Source organism: Hyphomonas sp. (assembly GCF_965284475.1).
Lineage (GTDB): Bacteria > Pseudomonadota > Alphaproteobacteria > Caulobacterales > Hyphomonadaceae > Hyphomonas.
This window is the reverse complement of record NZ_OZ260087.1, coordinates 2,236,017-2,252,336: the sequence shown is the minus strand read 5'-3', so window position 1 is coordinate 2,252,336 and position 16,320 is coordinate 2,236,017. Positions and strand designations below refer to the sequence as shown.

At 61.7% G+C, this 16,320-nt stretch carries 16 protein-coding genes; 6 read left to right on the top strand and 10 right to left on the bottom strand.

Annotation, left to right across the window (positions count from 1 at the left end; translation table 11 throughout):
* Positions 1-2: 2 nt before the first annotated feature.
* The 6 genes from ACQ66M_RS11120 to hppD form a co-directional block, all read right to left on the bottom strand.
* Complete coding sequence (locus tag ACQ66M_RS11120; RefSeq protein WP_350170514.1) at positions 3-632, bottom strand: CoA transferase subunit B; 630 nt, start codon at positions 630-632, stop codon at positions 3-5.
* Positions 632-1,339 carry a CoA transferase subunit A gene (locus ACQ66M_RS11115; protein WP_350170515.1) on the bottom strand — a complete coding sequence of 236 codons (708 nt, stop codon included), beginning with the start codon at positions 1,337-1,339 and terminating at the stop codon, positions 632-634. The genes ACQ66M_RS11120 and ACQ66M_RS11115 overlap by 1 nt, the downstream gene beginning before the upstream one ends.
* On the bottom strand, positions 1,339-2,349 hold the full coding sequence (locus ACQ66M_RS11110) for a fumarylacetoacetate hydrolase family protein (RefSeq protein WP_430403808.1): 1,011 nt from the start codon (positions 2,347-2,349) through the stop codon (positions 1,339-1,341). Before ACQ66M_RS11110 ends, ACQ66M_RS11115 begins: the two co-directional genes overlap by 1 nt.
* The gene (locus ACQ66M_RS11105; protein ID WP_430403806.1) at positions 2,346-3,494 is read right to left on the bottom strand and encodes an FG-GAP repeat domain-containing protein; all 1,149 of its coding nucleotides are present in this window, start codon (positions 3,492-3,494) and stop codon (positions 2,346-2,348) included. Before ACQ66M_RS11105 ends, ACQ66M_RS11110 begins: the two co-directional genes overlap by 4 nt.
* A 130-nt stretch (positions 3,495-3,624) precedes the next feature.
* Entirely contained in the window at positions 3,625-4,176 is a 552-nt protein-coding gene (locus tag ACQ66M_RS11100; protein ID WP_350170518.1) for a VOC family protein, read from the bottom strand.
* Positions 4,176-5,276 carry a 4-hydroxyphenylpyruvate dioxygenase gene (hppD, locus tag ACQ66M_RS11095; RefSeq protein ID WP_430403804.1) on the bottom strand — a complete coding sequence of 367 codons (1,101 nt, stop codon included), beginning with the start codon at positions 5,274-5,276 and terminating at the stop codon, positions 4,176-4,178. The genes ACQ66M_RS11100 and hppD overlap by 1 nt, the downstream gene beginning before the upstream one ends.
* Before the next feature lie 86 nt (positions 5,277-5,362).
* Here hppD and ACQ66M_RS11090 point away from each other — a divergent pair, with 86 nt between their 5' ends.
* Positions 5,363-5,830 (top strand): MarR family winged helix-turn-helix transcriptional regulator, encoded by a 468-nt coding sequence (locus ACQ66M_RS11090; protein WP_350170520.1) that lies wholly within the window; start codon positions 5,363-5,365, stop codon positions 5,828-5,830.
* Positions 5,831-5,832: 2 nt separating this feature from the next.
* Here ACQ66M_RS11090 and ACQ66M_RS11085 read toward each other — a convergent pair whose 3' ends face one another.
* The 3 genes from ACQ66M_RS11085 to ACQ66M_RS11075 form a co-directional block, all read right to left on the bottom strand.
* Entirely contained in the window at positions 5,833-7,644 is a 1,812-nt protein-coding gene (locus ACQ66M_RS11085; protein ID WP_350170521.1) for an SLC13 family permease, read from the bottom strand.
* A 110-nt stretch (positions 7,645-7,754) separates the two neighbouring features.
* The gene (locus ACQ66M_RS11080; RefSeq protein ID WP_350170522.1) at positions 7,755-8,735 is read right to left on the bottom strand and encodes an alpha/beta fold hydrolase; all 981 of its coding nucleotides are present in this window, start codon (positions 8,733-8,735) and stop codon (positions 7,755-7,757) included.
* Complete coding sequence (locus tag ACQ66M_RS11075; RefSeq protein ID WP_350170523.1) at positions 8,735-9,472, bottom strand: DUF4197 domain-containing protein; 738 nt, start codon at positions 9,470-9,472, stop codon at positions 8,735-8,737. Before ACQ66M_RS11075 ends, ACQ66M_RS11080 begins: the two co-directional genes overlap by 1 nt.
* A gap of 192 nt (positions 9,473-9,664) precedes the next feature.
* Between ACQ66M_RS11075 and ACQ66M_RS11070 the strand changes: the two genes are divergently transcribed.
* From ACQ66M_RS11070 to ACQ66M_RS11050, 5 genes are all read left to right on the top strand, one after another.
* Positions 9,665-10,027 carry a BlaI/MecI/CopY family transcriptional regulator gene (locus ACQ66M_RS11070; protein ID WP_350170524.1) on the top strand — a complete coding sequence of 121 codons (363 nt, stop codon included), beginning with the start codon at positions 9,665-9,667 and terminating at the stop codon, positions 10,025-10,027.
* Positions 10,024-11,940 carry a M56 family metallopeptidase gene (locus tag ACQ66M_RS11065; RefSeq protein WP_430403802.1) on the top strand — a complete coding sequence of 639 codons (1,917 nt, stop codon included), beginning with the start codon at positions 10,024-10,026 and terminating at the stop codon, positions 11,938-11,940. Before ACQ66M_RS11070 ends, ACQ66M_RS11065 begins: the two co-directional genes overlap by 4 nt.
* 152 nt (positions 11,941-12,092) lie before the next feature.
* Positions 12,093-12,554 carry a hypothetical protein gene (locus ACQ66M_RS11060; protein ID WP_430403800.1) on the top strand — a complete coding sequence of 154 codons (462 nt, stop codon included), beginning with the start codon at positions 12,093-12,095 and terminating at the stop codon, positions 12,552-12,554.
* A gap of 3 nt (positions 12,555-12,557) precedes the next feature.
* Positions 12,558-13,367 (top strand): 3-deoxy-manno-octulosonate cytidylyltransferase, encoded by an 810-nt coding sequence (locus ACQ66M_RS11055; RefSeq protein WP_430403798.1) that lies wholly within the window; start codon positions 12,558-12,560, stop codon positions 13,365-13,367.
* Positions 13,364-13,972 carry a histidine phosphatase family protein gene (locus ACQ66M_RS11050; protein WP_430405160.1) on the top strand — a complete coding sequence of 203 codons (609 nt, stop codon included), beginning with the start codon at positions 13,364-13,366 and terminating at the stop codon, positions 13,970-13,972. The genes ACQ66M_RS11055 and ACQ66M_RS11050 overlap by 4 nt, the downstream gene beginning before the upstream one ends.
* A 4-nt stretch (positions 13,973-13,976) precedes the next feature.
* Here the strand turns inward: ACQ66M_RS11050 and ACQ66M_RS11045 are convergent, their stop codons facing one another.
* Entirely contained in the window at positions 13,977-16,301 is a 2,325-nt protein-coding gene (locus ACQ66M_RS11045; RefSeq protein ID WP_430403796.1) for a PAS domain-containing sensor histidine kinase, read from the bottom strand.
* Positions 16,302-16,320: the final 19 nt, after the last annotated feature.

Here is a 16,320-nt window from a genome sequence, read left to right as displayed (position 1 = left end):
CTTCAGTCGACGAGCGTTGCTTCCGTCCTGGACTTCACCTCGTCCATGGTCACGCCCGGTGCCAGTTCGATCACCTTGAGGCCGCCGGGCACGACGTCCATGACGCAGAGATCGGTAATGATGCGGTCAACGACATTCTTGCCTGTGAGCGGCAGGGTGCACGTTTTCAGCACCTTGGTCTCGCCCTTCTTGTTGGCATGGTCCATGACGACGACGATGCGCTGCACGCCGGCCACGAGGTCCATGGCGCCGCCCATGCCCTTGACCAGCTTGCCGGGGATCATCCAGTTGGCAAGGTCGCCATTCTCGGCCACTTCCATCGCGCCAAGGATGGCGAGGTTGATGTGGCCGCCGCGGATCATGGCGAAGCTCATGGCGCTGTCGAAGAAGCTGGAGCGCGGCAGCGTGGTGATCGTCTGCTTGCCGGCGTTGATGAGATCGGCGTCTTCCTCGCCCTCATAAGGGAACGGGCCCATGCCGAGCATGCCGTTTTCCGACTGGAGCGTGACGTCGACTCCGTCGGGAATGTGGTTCGCCACCATGGTGGGGATGCCGATGCCGAGGTTCACATAGTAACCATCGTGGAGTTCTTTCGCGGCGCGCGCCGCCATGTCATCGCGTGTCCAGGGCATCAGATGCTCTCCCGCTTGCGCACGGTGCGCTGTTCAATCCGCTTTTCGAAGCTGCCTTTGATGAGGCGCTGCACGAAGATGCCCGGCAGGTGGATTTCGTCTGGGTCGAGATCGCCCGCAGGGACGATTTCCTCGACTTCGGCAATCGTCACCCTGCCCGCCATGGCCATGTTCGGATTGAAGTTGCGCGCCGTCTTGTTGAAGATCAGGTTGCCTTGCGTGTCGGCCTTTTCGGCCTTCACGAGCGAGACATCCGCCACGAGGCCGGTTTCGAGAATATAGGTCTCGCCGCCAAACTCGCGGTGTTCCTTGCCCTCAGCGACCAGCGTGCCGACGCCGGTTTTGGTGTAGAAGCCGGGAATGCCTGCGCCCCCTGCCCGGCAGCGCTCGGCCAGCGTGCCCTGGGGGTTGAATTCAAGCTCAAGCTCGCCGGAGAGATACTGGCGCTCGAATTCCTTGTTCTCGCCGACATAGGATGAGATCATCTTCCTGATCTGGCGGGTTTCGAGCAGCAGGCCGAGTCCGAAGCCGTCAACGCCCGCATTGTTCGAGATCGCGGTGATCTCCTTCACGCCACTGTCGCGCAGGGCCGCGATCAGGTTCTCCGGAATGCCGCAAAGGCCAAAGCCGCCGCACATAACCGTCATGCCGTCAAACGTGAGGCCCGCAAGGGCTTCAGTTGCGTTCTTGTAGACCTTGCTTGCCATCAGGCCGGTATCACTTTCTGCTCGATTGCTCCGAAAATCGAATGGCCCTGGCCATCCAGCATTTCGATGCGTACCACATCGCCCGGCGACATGAAGGGGGTCAGGTCAGATTTTTTCAACAATTGTTGAATCATGCGGATTTCCGCAATGCAGGAATAGCCGCGACCGCCCTCACTGACTGGCTTGCCGGCGCCGCCATCGGCATCCTTGTTGGACACGGTGCCTGAGCCGATGATCGTTCCGGCGCTGAGCGGGCGGGTTTTCGCCGCATGGGAGACAAGGCGCGCGAGGCTGAACGTGGCGTCCTGCGCGGCTTCGGCGCGGCCGAAAGGCTCGCCATTGTAATCCACGCGCAGCGGCAGGTGGACGAGGCTGTCCTTCCAGGCATCGCCGAGTTCGTCAGGCGTGACGGCTACCGGACTGAAGGCGCTCGGCGGCTTGGACTGGAAAAAGCCGAAGCCCTTGGCGAGTTCGCCTGGAATGAGGCCACGCAGGGACACATCATTGCACAGGAGGATGAGCTTGATATGGCTGGCTGCATCCTTCTCCGACACGCCTGCGGGCACGTCATCGGTGATGACGGCGATCTCGCCTTCCATGTCGCAGCCCCAGCTCTGGTCGGCGAGCGGGATATCATCGCGCGGGCCGAGGAAGGCATCCGAGCCGCCCTGGTACATCAGCGGATCATCGTAGAAGCTTTCCGGCACTTCGGCGCCGCGCGCGGCGCGGACGAGTTCGACATGGTTGATATAGGCCGAGCCATCCGCCCACTGGTAGGCACGCGGCAGCGGGCTTTCGCAATCATGCTCGTGGAAGCGGAACGTGGGGACAGAACCGATCTCGACCTGCCCGGCCAGTTCGGCGAGCTTCGGCGCATAGACGGCCCAGTTATCGAGCGCAGCCTGCAGCGTGGGCACGATGCGCGCGGCATCTGTGCATTTCGTGAGGTCTTTGGAAACGACGACAAGGCGGCCATCGCGGGCGCCGTTCTTGAGGGTGGCGAGTTTCATTCTGCATCTCCGCTGCGTATCAGGAAAAAGAGTGTGTTCAAGGCATCCGAATTGGCAAAGCCGATATCGGGCAGGCTGTCGCCATTCAGATCCCCCACTGCGAGATCGTAAGTGTCTTCGTTGCCGGGTAACAGGGTTCGCTGCGGCAGGCCGTCGGTATTGATCACGACCGCGTTTTGTCCCTCATTGGCGAAGATGGCATCCGGGCGGCCATCACTGTTGAGATCGGCCACGCGTACACCCTGTGACACCTCTTCCTCCGGACCTATCAAGACCGCTTTCGTGAACTTGCCGCCCTCGTTCAGGAACACCCGGTTCGCGCCGGACAGGATCGCTGTGACGAGATCAAGGTCACCATCGCAATCCCAGTCGGCAAGTGCCACGGAACGGGACTCCCACGCTGCATCGCCGACCAGAACCGGAGCGGCGAAACCGTCGCCCTCGCCGAGGAGGACCGCGAGCGTTGCGCCGCCGCGCAAGGCCAGCACAATGTCTGCCTCATCGTCGCTGTTCAGGTCACCGCTGGTGATACCAACCGCTGGCAGGCCCGGTAGCGGAAGCGTCCTTGCGTCCGGTCCGAGCGGTCCGAAGGCAATGAAGGAGCCACCCTTGCGGTCTGCGATGATGAGATCAGCAGCTCCGTCCTTGTTCAGGTCTGCAGTCGCACAGCCGCGCGCCGCGCCAGCCTCTCCAATCTCGCCGGTTGCCGTCAAATTCCCTGCACCACCATTTCGGAATACGGCGACGGGCGACCAGTCGCGCGGAACGAGCAGGTCCATGTCGCCATCATTGTCGATATCAGCCAGGCAACCGCCATAGCCTGTCGTGCGCCAGTCGCCGATCTCGGCGGCCATCGGGAAGCGGCCTTTTCCATCATTGAGCAGCAGCATGTCCGCAACGGGCCAGTGACGGCCATTCACTGACACAATATCAAGATCCCCGTCACCGTCGAAATCGGCAAAGCTGATACCGGCACTGAAATCATCTTCCCCACCGAACCAGTTGAACTCCTCAATATGGGTCAGGCTGTCAGTGTCTGTGAGAGGTATGACCAGCCGGTCAGCGTACGCGGGGGGCGATGCAAGCGCAGCGAACAGAACTGAAATACCCAAGGCGGTGCCATACTTCAGCGTGGCGGGTTTCATGCGCTCTCCTGTTGCCTCAAACGTCCTCGCTCTCAGTGAAGGACGAGGGCGGGCTCCCTGAACCCTGTTCTATGGCACAATGCCTGCCGCGCGTCCTTCGACTTCGCCCGGGATGAGCGGCTTGTGGGACTTAATGGCTCTCAGTTTCGATCTTCTCGTGCAGCCAGGCGGCGTGGCGCGGGGCTTTCTTCGTCCGGCTCCATTCTTCCAGCATCTCCGGCGCAACACGCTTCAACTCGGCCATTTGTTCAGGTGTGCCGGTATTGCAGGCCAGTTCCAGACGGTGGCCATTGGGATCGAAGAAATAGATCGAGCGGAAAATGCCGTGATTGGTTGGGCCGATGACGTCGAGCCCGTGTTCCTCGGCGCGCGCCCTGGCGGCATGGAGATCGTCCATCGTGGCGACCTTGAAGGCGATATGCTGGACCCATTGGGGCGTGTTCTCGTCGCGGCCCATGTCCGGCTGTTCCGGCAATTCAAAGAATGCGAGCACATTGCCATTCCCGGCATCAAGGAAGATGTGCATGTAGGGGTCATAGGCGCCGGTTGAGGGCACATGGTCTTCCGCGATGGCGAGCTGGAAATCCATGCCGAGGACGTCCCGGTAGAATTCGACCGTTTCCTTGGCATCCCTGCAGCGATAGGCGACGTGGTGGACGCCCTGGAGGCTGGGCGCGTCCATCAGACCTTCTCCTCGACCTTCAGCACACCGCGCTCAACCTGATCGCGTTCCATGCTTTCGAACAGGGCCTTGAAATTGCCTTCGCCGAAGCCTTCCTTGTAGTCGCCCTTGCGCTGGATGAATTCGAAGAAGACCGGGCCGACCTGCGCCTGGGCAAAGATCTGCAGGAGGAGGCGCGGCTCGCCGCCCTCGGTTGTGCCATCGAGCAGGATGCCGCGCATCTGCAGTTCGTCGACCGGTTCGCCATGGCCTGGCAGGCGTTCGTCGAGCATGTCGTAATAGGCGGCTGGCGGCGCGGTCATGAAGGGCACGCCAAGCTTCCTGAGCCGGTCCCAGCAGGCAATGAGATCGTCGCAGATGAGCGCGATGTGCTGGATGCCTTCGCCATTGAACTCGCGCAGGAATTCCTCGATCTGTCCCTTGCCGCCTTCGCCCTCCTCGTTGAGGGGGATACGGATCTTTCCATCCGGCGCCGTGAGAGCCCTGGAGGTGAGGCCGGTATATTCGCCCTTGATATCGAAATAGCGGATCTCGCGGAAGTTGAAGAGCTTCTCGTAAAAGTCCGCCCAGTATTTCATGCGGCCGCCATAGACATTGTGGGTCAGGTGGTCGATCAGCTTGAAGCCCGCGCCGACGGGATTGCGGTCAACGCCCGGCAGGTAATCGAAGTCGATGTCATAGATCGACAGCTCGTTCTGGCCGGTGTCATAGCGGTCGATGAGATAGATGATCGAATTGCCGATGCCGCGAATGCCGGGGATGTGAAGCTCCATCGGGCCGGTACGCATTTCGACCGGCTCGCCGCCCTGTTTCAGCAGGTGGTCATAAGCCTTGCGGGCATCGCGCACACGGAAGCCCATGCCACAGGCTGACGGGCCGTGCTCGCGGCTGAAATACCAGGCCGGGGATTTTGGCTCGTAATTGGTGATCAGGTTGATGCCGCCCTGCCGCCAGAGCTCGACGTCCTTGGAACGATGGCGCGCAACCTTTGTGAACCCGATGGTCGCGAACACGTTTTCAAGGTGGCCCCTTTCAGGCGCCGAAAACTCGATGAACTCGAATCCGTCGAGCCCTGCGGGGTTGTCAAACAGGTCGGCCATGGTTCATTTCCTTTGCGAATGACGAATATAGTTTCATTTGTAACTAATGATACCGCCAAAATCAAGCCCGGAACCGGACCCCGTTAATGCCAGAACACTCCTCTAAAACGACACTGCGCCTGCGTGAGTTCCTTCCCTATCGCCTGTCGGTGCTGTCCAACACGGTGTCGGGCAGGATTGCGGACCTGTATGACCGGGAATTCGGCCTGTCAGTGTGGCAGTGGCGGGTCATGGCCGTGCTGGGCGAGAATGCGGGGATTACGGCCACGCAGATCAGCCAGGTCACGGCGATGGACAAGGTGGCCGTCAGCCGGGCTGTTTCCGGCCTGATCGACAGCGGACATGTGTCGCGCAAGGCATCCCCCGCGGATGGCCGGCGATCCATCCTCTCGCTCACCGCCAAGGGCAAGGGCATCTACGACAAGATCGTTCCGATTGCCCTGAAAGCCGAACGCGAACTGATTGCAACGCTCAGCCCGGCCGAGCAGGAACAGCTTGCGCACCTCATGGAGAAGCTGGCTCGCACCACAGAGCCCGACCGCCCGCTCTGGTAGCCTCAGCTGAGGGGCCAGAATAGCGGGATCACGAACATGGACACGGCGAACATCAATATGTTCAGCGGCAGGCCGACCCGGAGAAAATCGGCAAACCTGTAACCGCCTGCCGTATAGACCAGCGTATTGGTCTGGTAGCCGATGGGTGTCGCAAAACTGGCACTGGCGGCAAACATGACGGCGACCACGAACGGGCGCGGATCAATGCCCAGATGGGTGCCGAAGCCGATGGCAATGGGCGTCAGAAGGACTGCGGCGGCATTGTTGCTGATCACCTCGGTCAGCGTGGACGTGACCAGGTAAAGCATGGCGAGCAGGGCCAGCGGGCCGAGACGACCCATCGGTCCGGCGACAAGGTCAACGACAAGCTGGACAGCGCCTGTTTTCTCCATAGCCTGGCCGAGCGCCAGCATACCGAAGATGAGCATGAGGATGTCCCAGCGGATGGCCTGGTAGGCCTCCTGATGGTCAAGGCAACCGAGTGCGACGACCGCCGTCGCACCGATGATCGCGAGGGCGGCAATCGGCAGCACTTCCAGCGCCGCAAGGCCCATGACAAGCAACAAGGCCACGACAGCGATCCATGCCTTGTCCCGCCGCACGGACCGGTCGCTGGTGGCGGTGAGATTGTTCAGTGCGCCATCCTCGAACATCTGCCTCATGCCGGCGGCCGGACCCTCGACCAGGACCGTATCGCCGACATCCAGCCGCATCTCGTCCAGTCGCCCGGCCATGTTCTCGCCCCGCCGGTGCACGGCGATAACATAGACACCATAGAGGCGGGCAAGGCCGAGGCCGAGAAGGCGCCGACCGATCAGGCGCGATTGCGGACCGATCACCCCCTCTGCGATAATGACTTCGCTGGTCTGCACGGGTTCGAAGGCTGCCCGTTCATCCGCGGCTGCGCCGACAGCAACATGGCCCAGTTCCTTCAGGCTGAGCATTTCCGACACGGGTGACCGCAGGACAATGCGGTCGCCGCCGCGGAGGATCAGCTTGCCAAGGGACGCCTTCAGCGACACGCCTTCACGGAACACGTCGATGATCGAGAACCCGCGCTGGGCGGAAAATCCCGTTTCCGAAAGCGGCCGTCCAATCAGCATCGAGTCGATCGGAATCAGGATCTGTGCGATGAAGCGGCGCTCTTTCTGGTCTGGCAGCATGCCGGCAAGCGTGTCCCGATTGGGCAGCAGCCACCATCCGAAAACGACGAAATACAGCATGCCTGCCAGCGCAAGGATCGACCCCGCAGCCGTGATCTCGAACATGCCGAATGGTGCAAGCCCGCCGCTCTGGGCAACGCCGTCGACCAGCAGGTTGGTGGATGTGCCGATCAGCGTTGTGGTCCCGCCAAAGATCGACGCGAAGGACAGCGGGATCAGCAGCTTTGCCGGAGAGATGTTAAGCGATTTCGCAAGCCGGATCGCGACAGGGATCAACACGACAACGACCGGCGTGTTGTTGATGAAGGCCGACAGGAAGATGACCGCGAACATCATGACCAGGATGGCCAGGACGGGCGGCCAGCCGCCTGTCGCCTGCGTCACCCATCGCCCGGCCTGATCAATCACGCCTGTCCGGTCGAGCGCAGCTGACAGGACAAACATGGCGGCAATCGTCAGGGGCGCAGCATTGGAGAACACGCCAAGCGTTTCCTGAACACTCATGATGCCCGTCAGCATGAGCGTGCCCATGGCCAGGAGGGCAATCACGTCTGCCGGAAGCGACTCCCGGACAAAGCCGAAAAATACCAACGCCACCAGAAACAGGACAATGCCAATCTGCATCGGCGAAGAAGTCAGCAGCTCAAGCATGCGCGCGCGCTCCAGGATGAAACGCGATTAGACCCGAAGTGCGTTCACACGCAACGGCTCTCTTGCTGCAGGATCACATACGACCATGCAGATTTTCTAATGCAAAAAGCCTAGCTGACCCGCCGGCGCCGGGCATAAAGCGACCGCGCGACCGGGCCGTCTTCCTCGACCGTGAAGCCTTCGTACAGACGCGCGATGAAGGCCGACAGCTGGTCGCGCACTTCGTAGGGAGCTTCCATGGGCAGAAAGTGCGACGTGCCCCGGACCTGTTTCATCATCAGGTTCGGATACATCTGGATCAGTTGGGCCCGCACCTTGCCGCTGATGACGGAGGCTGAATTCGGGCGCAGGATCGTGATCGGGATACGCTTCTTCTTGACCTTGCGCATGGCGCCCCAGGGCCGGTTGCGCTGGGCAGCAAAGGTCGCAGCTTCCCAACCCGGCTCACACAGGAGACGCCAGGTCTGCTCGGCACTCTCCTGTGCTTGCTGGTCGACGCGCTCAATGCCGTCGAGCAGATAGTCGGCAAGGAAAGGCTCACGCCAGGTGCTGAAGGCGCCACGCCCGGTATAGGAGTCGAGCGCATCCCGGAATGATTTGAAGACCGGTTTGCGCTTGCGGGCCTGCCTGGCCATGCCATTGCGCGCAATCAGCATCGAGACCGGCGGAAAGACATGATTCCAGAAATAGACCTTGCGCGGCAGGATCACCGGATCGACCAGGACCAGCCCTTTCACCAGATCAGGTCGCTTGCCAGCCACCAGGAGGGCCACGCAGCCTCCCATGGAATGCCCGCCGAGCACAACACCTTGCGGCGCTTCCTTTTCCAGCCACTCGATAACGTCATCGCGATAGCGTTTCCAGGATGCCAGGCTGCGCGGCTTTGCCGGCAGGGTGGACCGGCCATGCCCGCGCATGTCGAGCGCTGCGACACGGGCCCGCAGCCCGAGGGGCGCCAGCATTGACTGATAGGTCATCGCATTGAAGCCGGTCGCATGCAGCCAGAGGGCAGCATAGGGTTTGATAGGATCGCCGAATTCGATCCCGGTCATCTCGCCGCCGGACTTCAATTCACGCTTGATTCTTCGCATCAGGTTCGGTTCCCGAACACGCGGCGCAGGATCTCGCTGGTACGCGCGACCGGATTCTCGCGAATCTTCTTCTCTTCTTCGGCGACGTAAAGAAAGATGCCATCGAGGCCAAGGCCAACTGCGTGATTTGTCAGGTCGGCCTGCAAATTGCTGGTCACACCGCCGAGCCCGTACTGGCTGGCCGCTTGTTCAAGCGAGGTAAATGCGCCCGACTGTGCCAGTGACTGGCGCACATAGGGCGTGAAGGAGGCCCGCAGCTGGGTCTGGGTGCGGGCGCGCAGGAAATCTGTCGCGGCTGTGTCGCCGCCATTCAATATCTGGAGGGCGTCATTGATCGTGATCGACCTCACGGCGCCAAGGATGAGGCTCCTGGCTTCCGGCACGGCGGCTTCTGCCGCACGGTTCATGCGCAGCTCAAGATCATCAAGCGGCGCACTTGCCCCGACGCGCGCAAGGTTAGTCTGGATATCGCGATAGGTTTTCGGAAGCGGGATACGGATGCGCGGATCGCCGAAATAGCCATTGGTCCTGCCAAGCTGGGAGGCCACAATGTTGGTGCCGACAGTCAATGCTTCGCGAAGGCCGGCATCAATCTCGGCCTGGGACAAGGCGCCCTGACCTGCGGGGGAGCCGGCGACGCCACCAAGGATCGTGCCCAGTTCGCCCGGGATGGTTGTTGTTTCGCAACCCGCCGGTACGAGCGCCAGTGCAAGCGCGCCGAACATCAGTTTCCTCATGGCCCTCTCCTCTACGTCCTTCCCCTGTCCCAGGCGTGACCCTACAGGACGCCCCATGCGAATAGAAGGGACAAGAACATGGCTGCGGCATCAAAGCCGGACCTTACCATCATGTCATGACAAATCATTTGACCACATCTGTAGTCTTGTATTACGACTACGGTTGTAGTCCATTCTGGAGAGAGAGTCGGAATGAAAATATCAGCCGCAGAACTCGAAGTGCTCAGCATACTGTGGGAGCAACCCGGTATTGCCGCCACGGATGTACACACCGCACTGGCCAATGACAAGGACTGGACCAGCCGTACCGTCAAGACACTTCTGGCCCGCCTGGTCGAAAAGGGCGCCGCCCTGACTCAGGAGGATGGTCGCCGCTACCTCTATTTTCCTGCAATCGACGAAGAAGCCTACAAGGCCAAGGCGGCGGGACAATTTATCGACCGTGTTTTTTCAGGCCGGGCAGCACCGCTTGTCGCCTATCTGGCCGACAGCCGCGGATTGACACCTCAAGACATCGCAGAGCTTGAAAAACTCCTGGGGGACCTCAAGAAATGATTACCGATTATCTGACGCTCGACCCGAAATCGGTTATCGAAACCGTTCTGGCCGTTTCCGCCCTGATCATTCTGGTCCTGGTGACCCGCAAGGCTGTGGCACGCGAATTCGGCCCCGGCATTGCCTATGCGCTCTGGCTTATTCCGTTGGCGCGGCTGATCCTTCCGCCGCTGCCGAACGGCATGTCCTGGGTCAGCCTTCTTGGCCTTGCTCCCAGCGTCTCGCTGGCGAAAGCTGCAGGTGAGCCGCCGGCTGCATTGACTGAAATGCCCCTGTTCATGGAAGCCCCCGTCGGCGCGCTCGCCGCTGAGACCGACGCCGTACGCGCCGTGTTTGGTGCTGCGCCTGCGTCTGCAGACGCGGCGGCCGGTTTCCTTCCTGGTGCTGATATGAGCGCCCCACTGCTGATGATATTTCTCGGCATCTGGACAGCCGGTGGACTGATTGTTCTCGCTCGCAACATGGCCGCCCAGCACAGCTTCCTGTCCGTTATCCGCCGCGAACGCCGCGACCCGTCCGCCCGGCTTCAGGGCATTGCCGACCAGGTTGCCCGGCAGGTGGGCCTGAAGCGTACACCGCAGATCGCCACGAGCCTGGTATCGAACGGACCGCTGGTGACCGGCCTCTTCCGCCCGATCGTTCTGCTGCCCGCCTGGTTTGAAGCCGACTATGATGATGCCCAGCAGCGCGCCGCACTGGCCCATGAGCTGACGCATGTGAAGCGCGGCGATCTGTGGGCGCTGCAACTGGCCGAGTTGTTTGTCGCATGTCTCTGGTTCAACCCGCTGGCCTATATTGCCCGTGAGGCGTTCCGGACCGACCAGGAAGCGGCCTGTGACAGCGACGTGTTGCGCTGCGGCGCCGCCAGCCCGCACGCCTATGGTGCCACACTGCTGAAAGCCGTGCGCATCTCGGTTCCCGAACGTCTGCCGCTTGCGGCGAGCCTGCCCCTCACTCATTCCCTCAAGGAGCGCATGAAACTGATGACCTATCCAGCCCCGTCCAAACGCCGCCGCCTTGCGGGGCTCGGACTGTCAGCTCTGCTCGGATCAGCCGCCCTGGTTGCCACAGCCTCCGTGTCGGCCAGCGCCGGCGAACCGGAAGCGGGCCTGACGTCGAACATCACAATCGACAATTCGACATTGTTCATCGATGGCGACAAGGTGGAAGACCGTCAGTTCGTGCTGCTGGGCGACCCGTTCCGCCCGGTGGCCCCCGAAACCGACCTCAGGATTCGAAAACTCTCGAAGCTGATCGAGAAGGAAACGCACAAGCTACGCGTGCCTCCACGGGTGCCACCTGTTCCGGAGATGCCGCCCGTACCGCCCATGCCTGCCGCGCCACCCGCGCCGACCGCTATGGAACTGAGCGGTGGTAAATCCGGCGAAACGCACGCCTTCCTCTTTGAGGAAAATGAAGAGGAAGCCGAAAAAATCGCCGCCGAGTGGGAAGCATGGGCCGATGCGTTCGAGGCATCGACCGACGCATGGCAGGACATGGTCGATGCACAAATGGCCAATTGGGACGTCGAATACCGCGCCGAAACAGACGCCGCAAATCGGGAAACAGAAGCGCGAATAGACGCCTTGTCGCGCGAAATCGATGTGCAGCTCGACATGGCCCATGGCGATGGGATGGAGAACCATTTCGAAGACGTCTCAAAGTCGATCGAATCGCTCGCTCTGTCTTGCCGCGACGCTGAGCTGGCAACCGGTGAAACCCGCATCCTGAGCCGTGAAACGCCAGACGGGAAAGCCCTGCGTGTCGCCTGCGTCGAGGGTGACGCGTCCCGCCTGCGTGCCCCTGAAACGCTTGCGACGATCGAGCAAAGCGACCTTCTTTGCGACAAGGAAAAGCAGTCTTTCACCAGCAAGCTGGCGTCCAGGCACAAGATCGAGATCAGCAAACACTAGACCCGAGCCCTTCCCCTTCGGCTCGACCTCACGGCCCCGGCGACCCCCATCGCCGGGGCCGAATACTGTGTGCCGGCCATTACACCCTTTGCGCCGGGGCTGGAGGCCTCTAGTGTGCGGGGCTCTCGAACAGGTCTGGATGGACGCGCCAAATGACTCCCAAAATTGCCCTCGCAAGCCTCGGCCTTGCCGCCCTCGCAGCGTGCGCCTCAATGGAACCTGAGCCCTGCACCGCTGAATGGGTTGATTACAGGACCGAAAAGGTCCTGAACAGATTTGCCTATAACAATCGTGGCATGATCAATGACCTGCGCCGCCTGCAGGACGAGGATGGCGAGCTCGATGCGTTGGTTGCCATACAGCTGGCGTCCAAGACAAAGCAGATCCGGAGATTTGCCGATACGTTCCGAACGATCGTCGTACCGGAACTTGAATCGGCCGTTGATCAATGCGGCGACGCCGAACTGATCCCGGCATTCACCGAATTCCTGCGCGATGAGGGTGTTGGCGAGGAGACGCTGCAATGGGTCGCCCCGCTGATCGGCCTGATGCAGGACATGCGTGACGCCGATAGTGCGGCACCGCGCCAGCTCCAGGCCGCGCAAGGTGGCTGACAGATGAAGACGCTGATCGTTGTTCCGGCCCGGTATGGTTCGACCCGCTTTCCCGGCAAGCCGCTGACGCTGATTGCCGGCAAGTCCATGGTCAGCCGTGTTGCACACATGGCTCAGAAGGCGGCCGGGGCGCTGCCCGAGGCGGCCTGTGTCGTGGCGACAGACGATACGCGTATTGAAGCGCATTGCCGCGAGCGTGGTATTCCCGTTGTGATGACCGATCCCGCCCTGCCCTCGGGCAGCGACCGCGCGCTTGCGGCAGCTGAGGCCCTCGGGGCCGAACCGGAGATCATCGTCAACCTGCAGGGCGACTCACCTTTTACGCCGGCCGCCCATATCATCGCGGTGGCTGAAGCAGCTGCGGCATCCAGCGCCGACGCCGCAACGCCCTATGTGCGGCTCAGCTGGGACGCGCTCGACGCGCTGAGAGAGCACAAGCAGCACACGCCGTTTTCCGGGACGACGCTGACACATGATGTAAACGGCCGGGCGCTGTGGTTTTCAAAGATCGTGCTGCCAGCCATGCGCAGGGAACCTGCCCTGCGCGCTGCCGGCCCACTGTCGCCCGTATGCCGCCATATCGGGCTTTATGCGTTCAAGCGCGATGCCTTGCGCCGCTATGTCAGCCTGCCCGAAGGTCGTTACGAACAGCTTGAAGGGCTTGAACAGCTGCGTCTGCTCGAGAACGGCATGTCGATCCAGTGCGTGCAGGTCGAGCCTGACCGGATTGCGGTTCCGGGTATCGATACGCAGGAGGACGTGGCACTCGCCGAGCGCCTGATTGCAAAACACGGCGACCCGGCGGAGGACTGAACCTGGCCCGCCTGATCATCCTGCGGCATGGCAACACGTTCGATGCGGGCGATACGCCCACGCGCGTCGGCGCCCGCACCGACCTGCCCCTGTCGACATCCGGACAGCAACAGGCGCAGGCATTGGCCACACACTTTCGCGACACGCCGTTTACCGCTGCCTTCTGTTCGCCTCTGCAACGCACCCGGCAGACGGCACGCGCCATCCTGGACCATCAGGCTGGCGCGCCAGCCCTGCTGATTCTGCCGTTTCTGACAGAGATCGATTATGGGCCGGATGAGAACCAGACCGAAGAGGCAGTCGTCGGGCGCATCGGCGCCGACGCCATATTGGCATGGGACAGCCACGCGGTGCCGCCGCCGGGATGGCATGTCGATCCGGACGCGCTGCGTGCGGCCTGGACCGCCCTGCTGGCGCGTGCGGCGGGCCTCAGGCCGGATGCGACCGCGCTGGTTGTGACCAGCAATGGCATTGCGCGCTTCCTGCCTGATGTGGTGGGGCAAACACCTGCTGACCTGGACCGCAAGCTGAAGACCGGCGCGTGGGGCACGGTTCAGATCTCGGGCGCTGAAACGTGCATTCTCGATTGGAATGTACGGCCCTGAAACCTCAGGCGACTTCGCGGGAATCGTCGCCGGCAACCAGTTCACTCGCACCGGAAATCGGCAACAGGATCGACACGGTCGTCCCCTCACCCTCTATCGAGGACAGGTTGAGCTGCCCGCCATGCATCTCGGCAAATGACTTGGTCAGCGCCAGACCGAGACCTGTGCCTTCATAGTTGCGATCACGCGAGCCGGAGACCTGCTCGAATGGCTTGGCCAGGCGGGGCAGGTCTTCGATGGGGATGCCGATCCCGGTGTCGGTGACCCCGATATAGATATCCGTGCCGCGCTGCTCGACCGTGGCCGTGATCTTGCCGCCCGAATCGGTAAACTTGATCGCATTCGACAGAAGGTTGAGCACCATCTGGCGAATGGCCCTGTGGTCGGCGTCCATGTCCGGCAAACCGGGCTGGGCATCTAGCACGATCTCGATTCCCTTGTCCTCGGCTTTGCGCCGGATCATGCGGACTGCCGCATCGACCGGATCGACCGGGTCAATCGGCTGCGGGTTGATCGTCATCTTGCCAGCCTCGATCTTTGCCATGTCGAGGATGTCATTGATCATGTCGAGCAGATGCTGGCCGGATGTCAGGATGTCGTGGGCATAGCCCTTATAGCGGGCATCCCCGAGGGGGCCGTAGAGCTCATGCGCCAGGATTTCCGAGAAGCCGTTGATCGCATTGAGCGGCGTGCGCAACTCGTGACTCATGTTTGCAAGGAAAGCAGACTTGGTGTGAGCGGCGTGTTCGGCCTTGGACTTCTCTTCCGAATAGCGGCGCGCGAGTTCGCCGGCCCGGCCTTCGGACCGTTCCAGATCGAGAACGGCTTTACGCATGTTCTGCTTCTGGCGGCGGAGCGCCTCTTCATTCTGGACATTCTCGGTCACATCGACGCCAACCGTGATGAGGCCGCCATCAGGGGTCGGGCGTTCGACTACCTTGAGCCAGCGATTGGACTGCAACTCAATGAGGGTCGTGCGCGGGTCTTCCGTCGATTGCTTTTCGCTGCGCACCGCAACGGCGCGCGCGATGACAACCGTATCATGGGCAATGCCCGGACGCAGCGTATCCTGAAGCCCGAAATCAAGCGCAAAGGCGCGGTTCCAGTAGAGCAGGCGCTTGCGATGATCCCACAAGGCAAAAGGTCCGGCGAAGCCTTCAATGGCTGCCCGAAGGCGGCGCTCGGCTGCCTTGACGCGATCTTCCGACTGCTTGCGCTCGGTAATGTCGAGAACGATCCCGCCGAAGAGCGTCGGATGGCCATCTGAATCGTTGGAAATGCTGCCGCGCATTTCGATCCAGCGTGGTGGCTGGGAAACCGTCAGGAAACTCGTCTGAATCCAGCCGATATCGCGTGCCTTTTCCAGCGTTTCGATCATGCGCGCCTTATGCTCAGGGTGAACATGCAGGAGCAATTCATGCCTATCGACCAGGCCGAAATCCTCAATTCCAAACAGGTCTGACGCGCTTTCACTCAGATAGACGCACGACGCGCCGGGCGCCCATTCCCAATAGCCTGCCCGCGCCCCGCGCATGACAAGGCCCATGATGCGGTCGGCTTCATCGTCGCGCGTCTCCTCGATGATGGTCGCCGTCTCCTCGCGAGACAGGCGGTTCATCAGTCCAATGATGGCCAGTACCGGTGCTGCCAGGAGCAGGGCGAAGATCAGGAGCCGTATGAGATCGTCGATCGTGAACAGCGGATGCAGGGCGGATTCACACAGAACGGCCTCGCTGCCATTTAGCGGCGCGCAGGCGGTCGCGATCCGCTGCAGGCCGTCTGCCAGGCTCAGGCCGGGCCGCCCCGATTCAGTGCCTTCACGCAGGACAAGCGACACCTTTCGCCCCGGCGCCTCTGCAGGCAGCCACGCGCCCGATGGGGCAATCGCCATCATCGGCGGACCTGTCTTCGGCTTCGAGACGATCACGATGTCGCCCTGGCTTGAAATGCCGAAGCGATGGCTGTTGGCGAGCAGCCGCGTGGCCGTCCGCGTGGCCTCGCTGAGACGGCTTCCCGCAGGCGACCGATCAGCCTCACGCACGGTCAGAACAGCATCAATTCCGGGGGTCGCAGCCGCGACAGCGGAGCGTGAGGCACCCGCTTCCGCAACGAGGCGCATGATGGCATCGGCGGTTTCAACGCGACCCTCGATCCGCGCTGCAACGGTGCGCGTATCGCTTTCGATGGCTGCAAGCATCGCGATGTCGGCACTCTGGCGCTCTTCCCAACCCTTGAGACCAAGCGCGCCGGCCATCAGCAGGATGATGCCAAGAATTGTCCATTTCAGTCGTGACGCAGCTCTTGCAGACGCATGATCTGCAATGCTCATTCCGTCAGCATTGACCTGT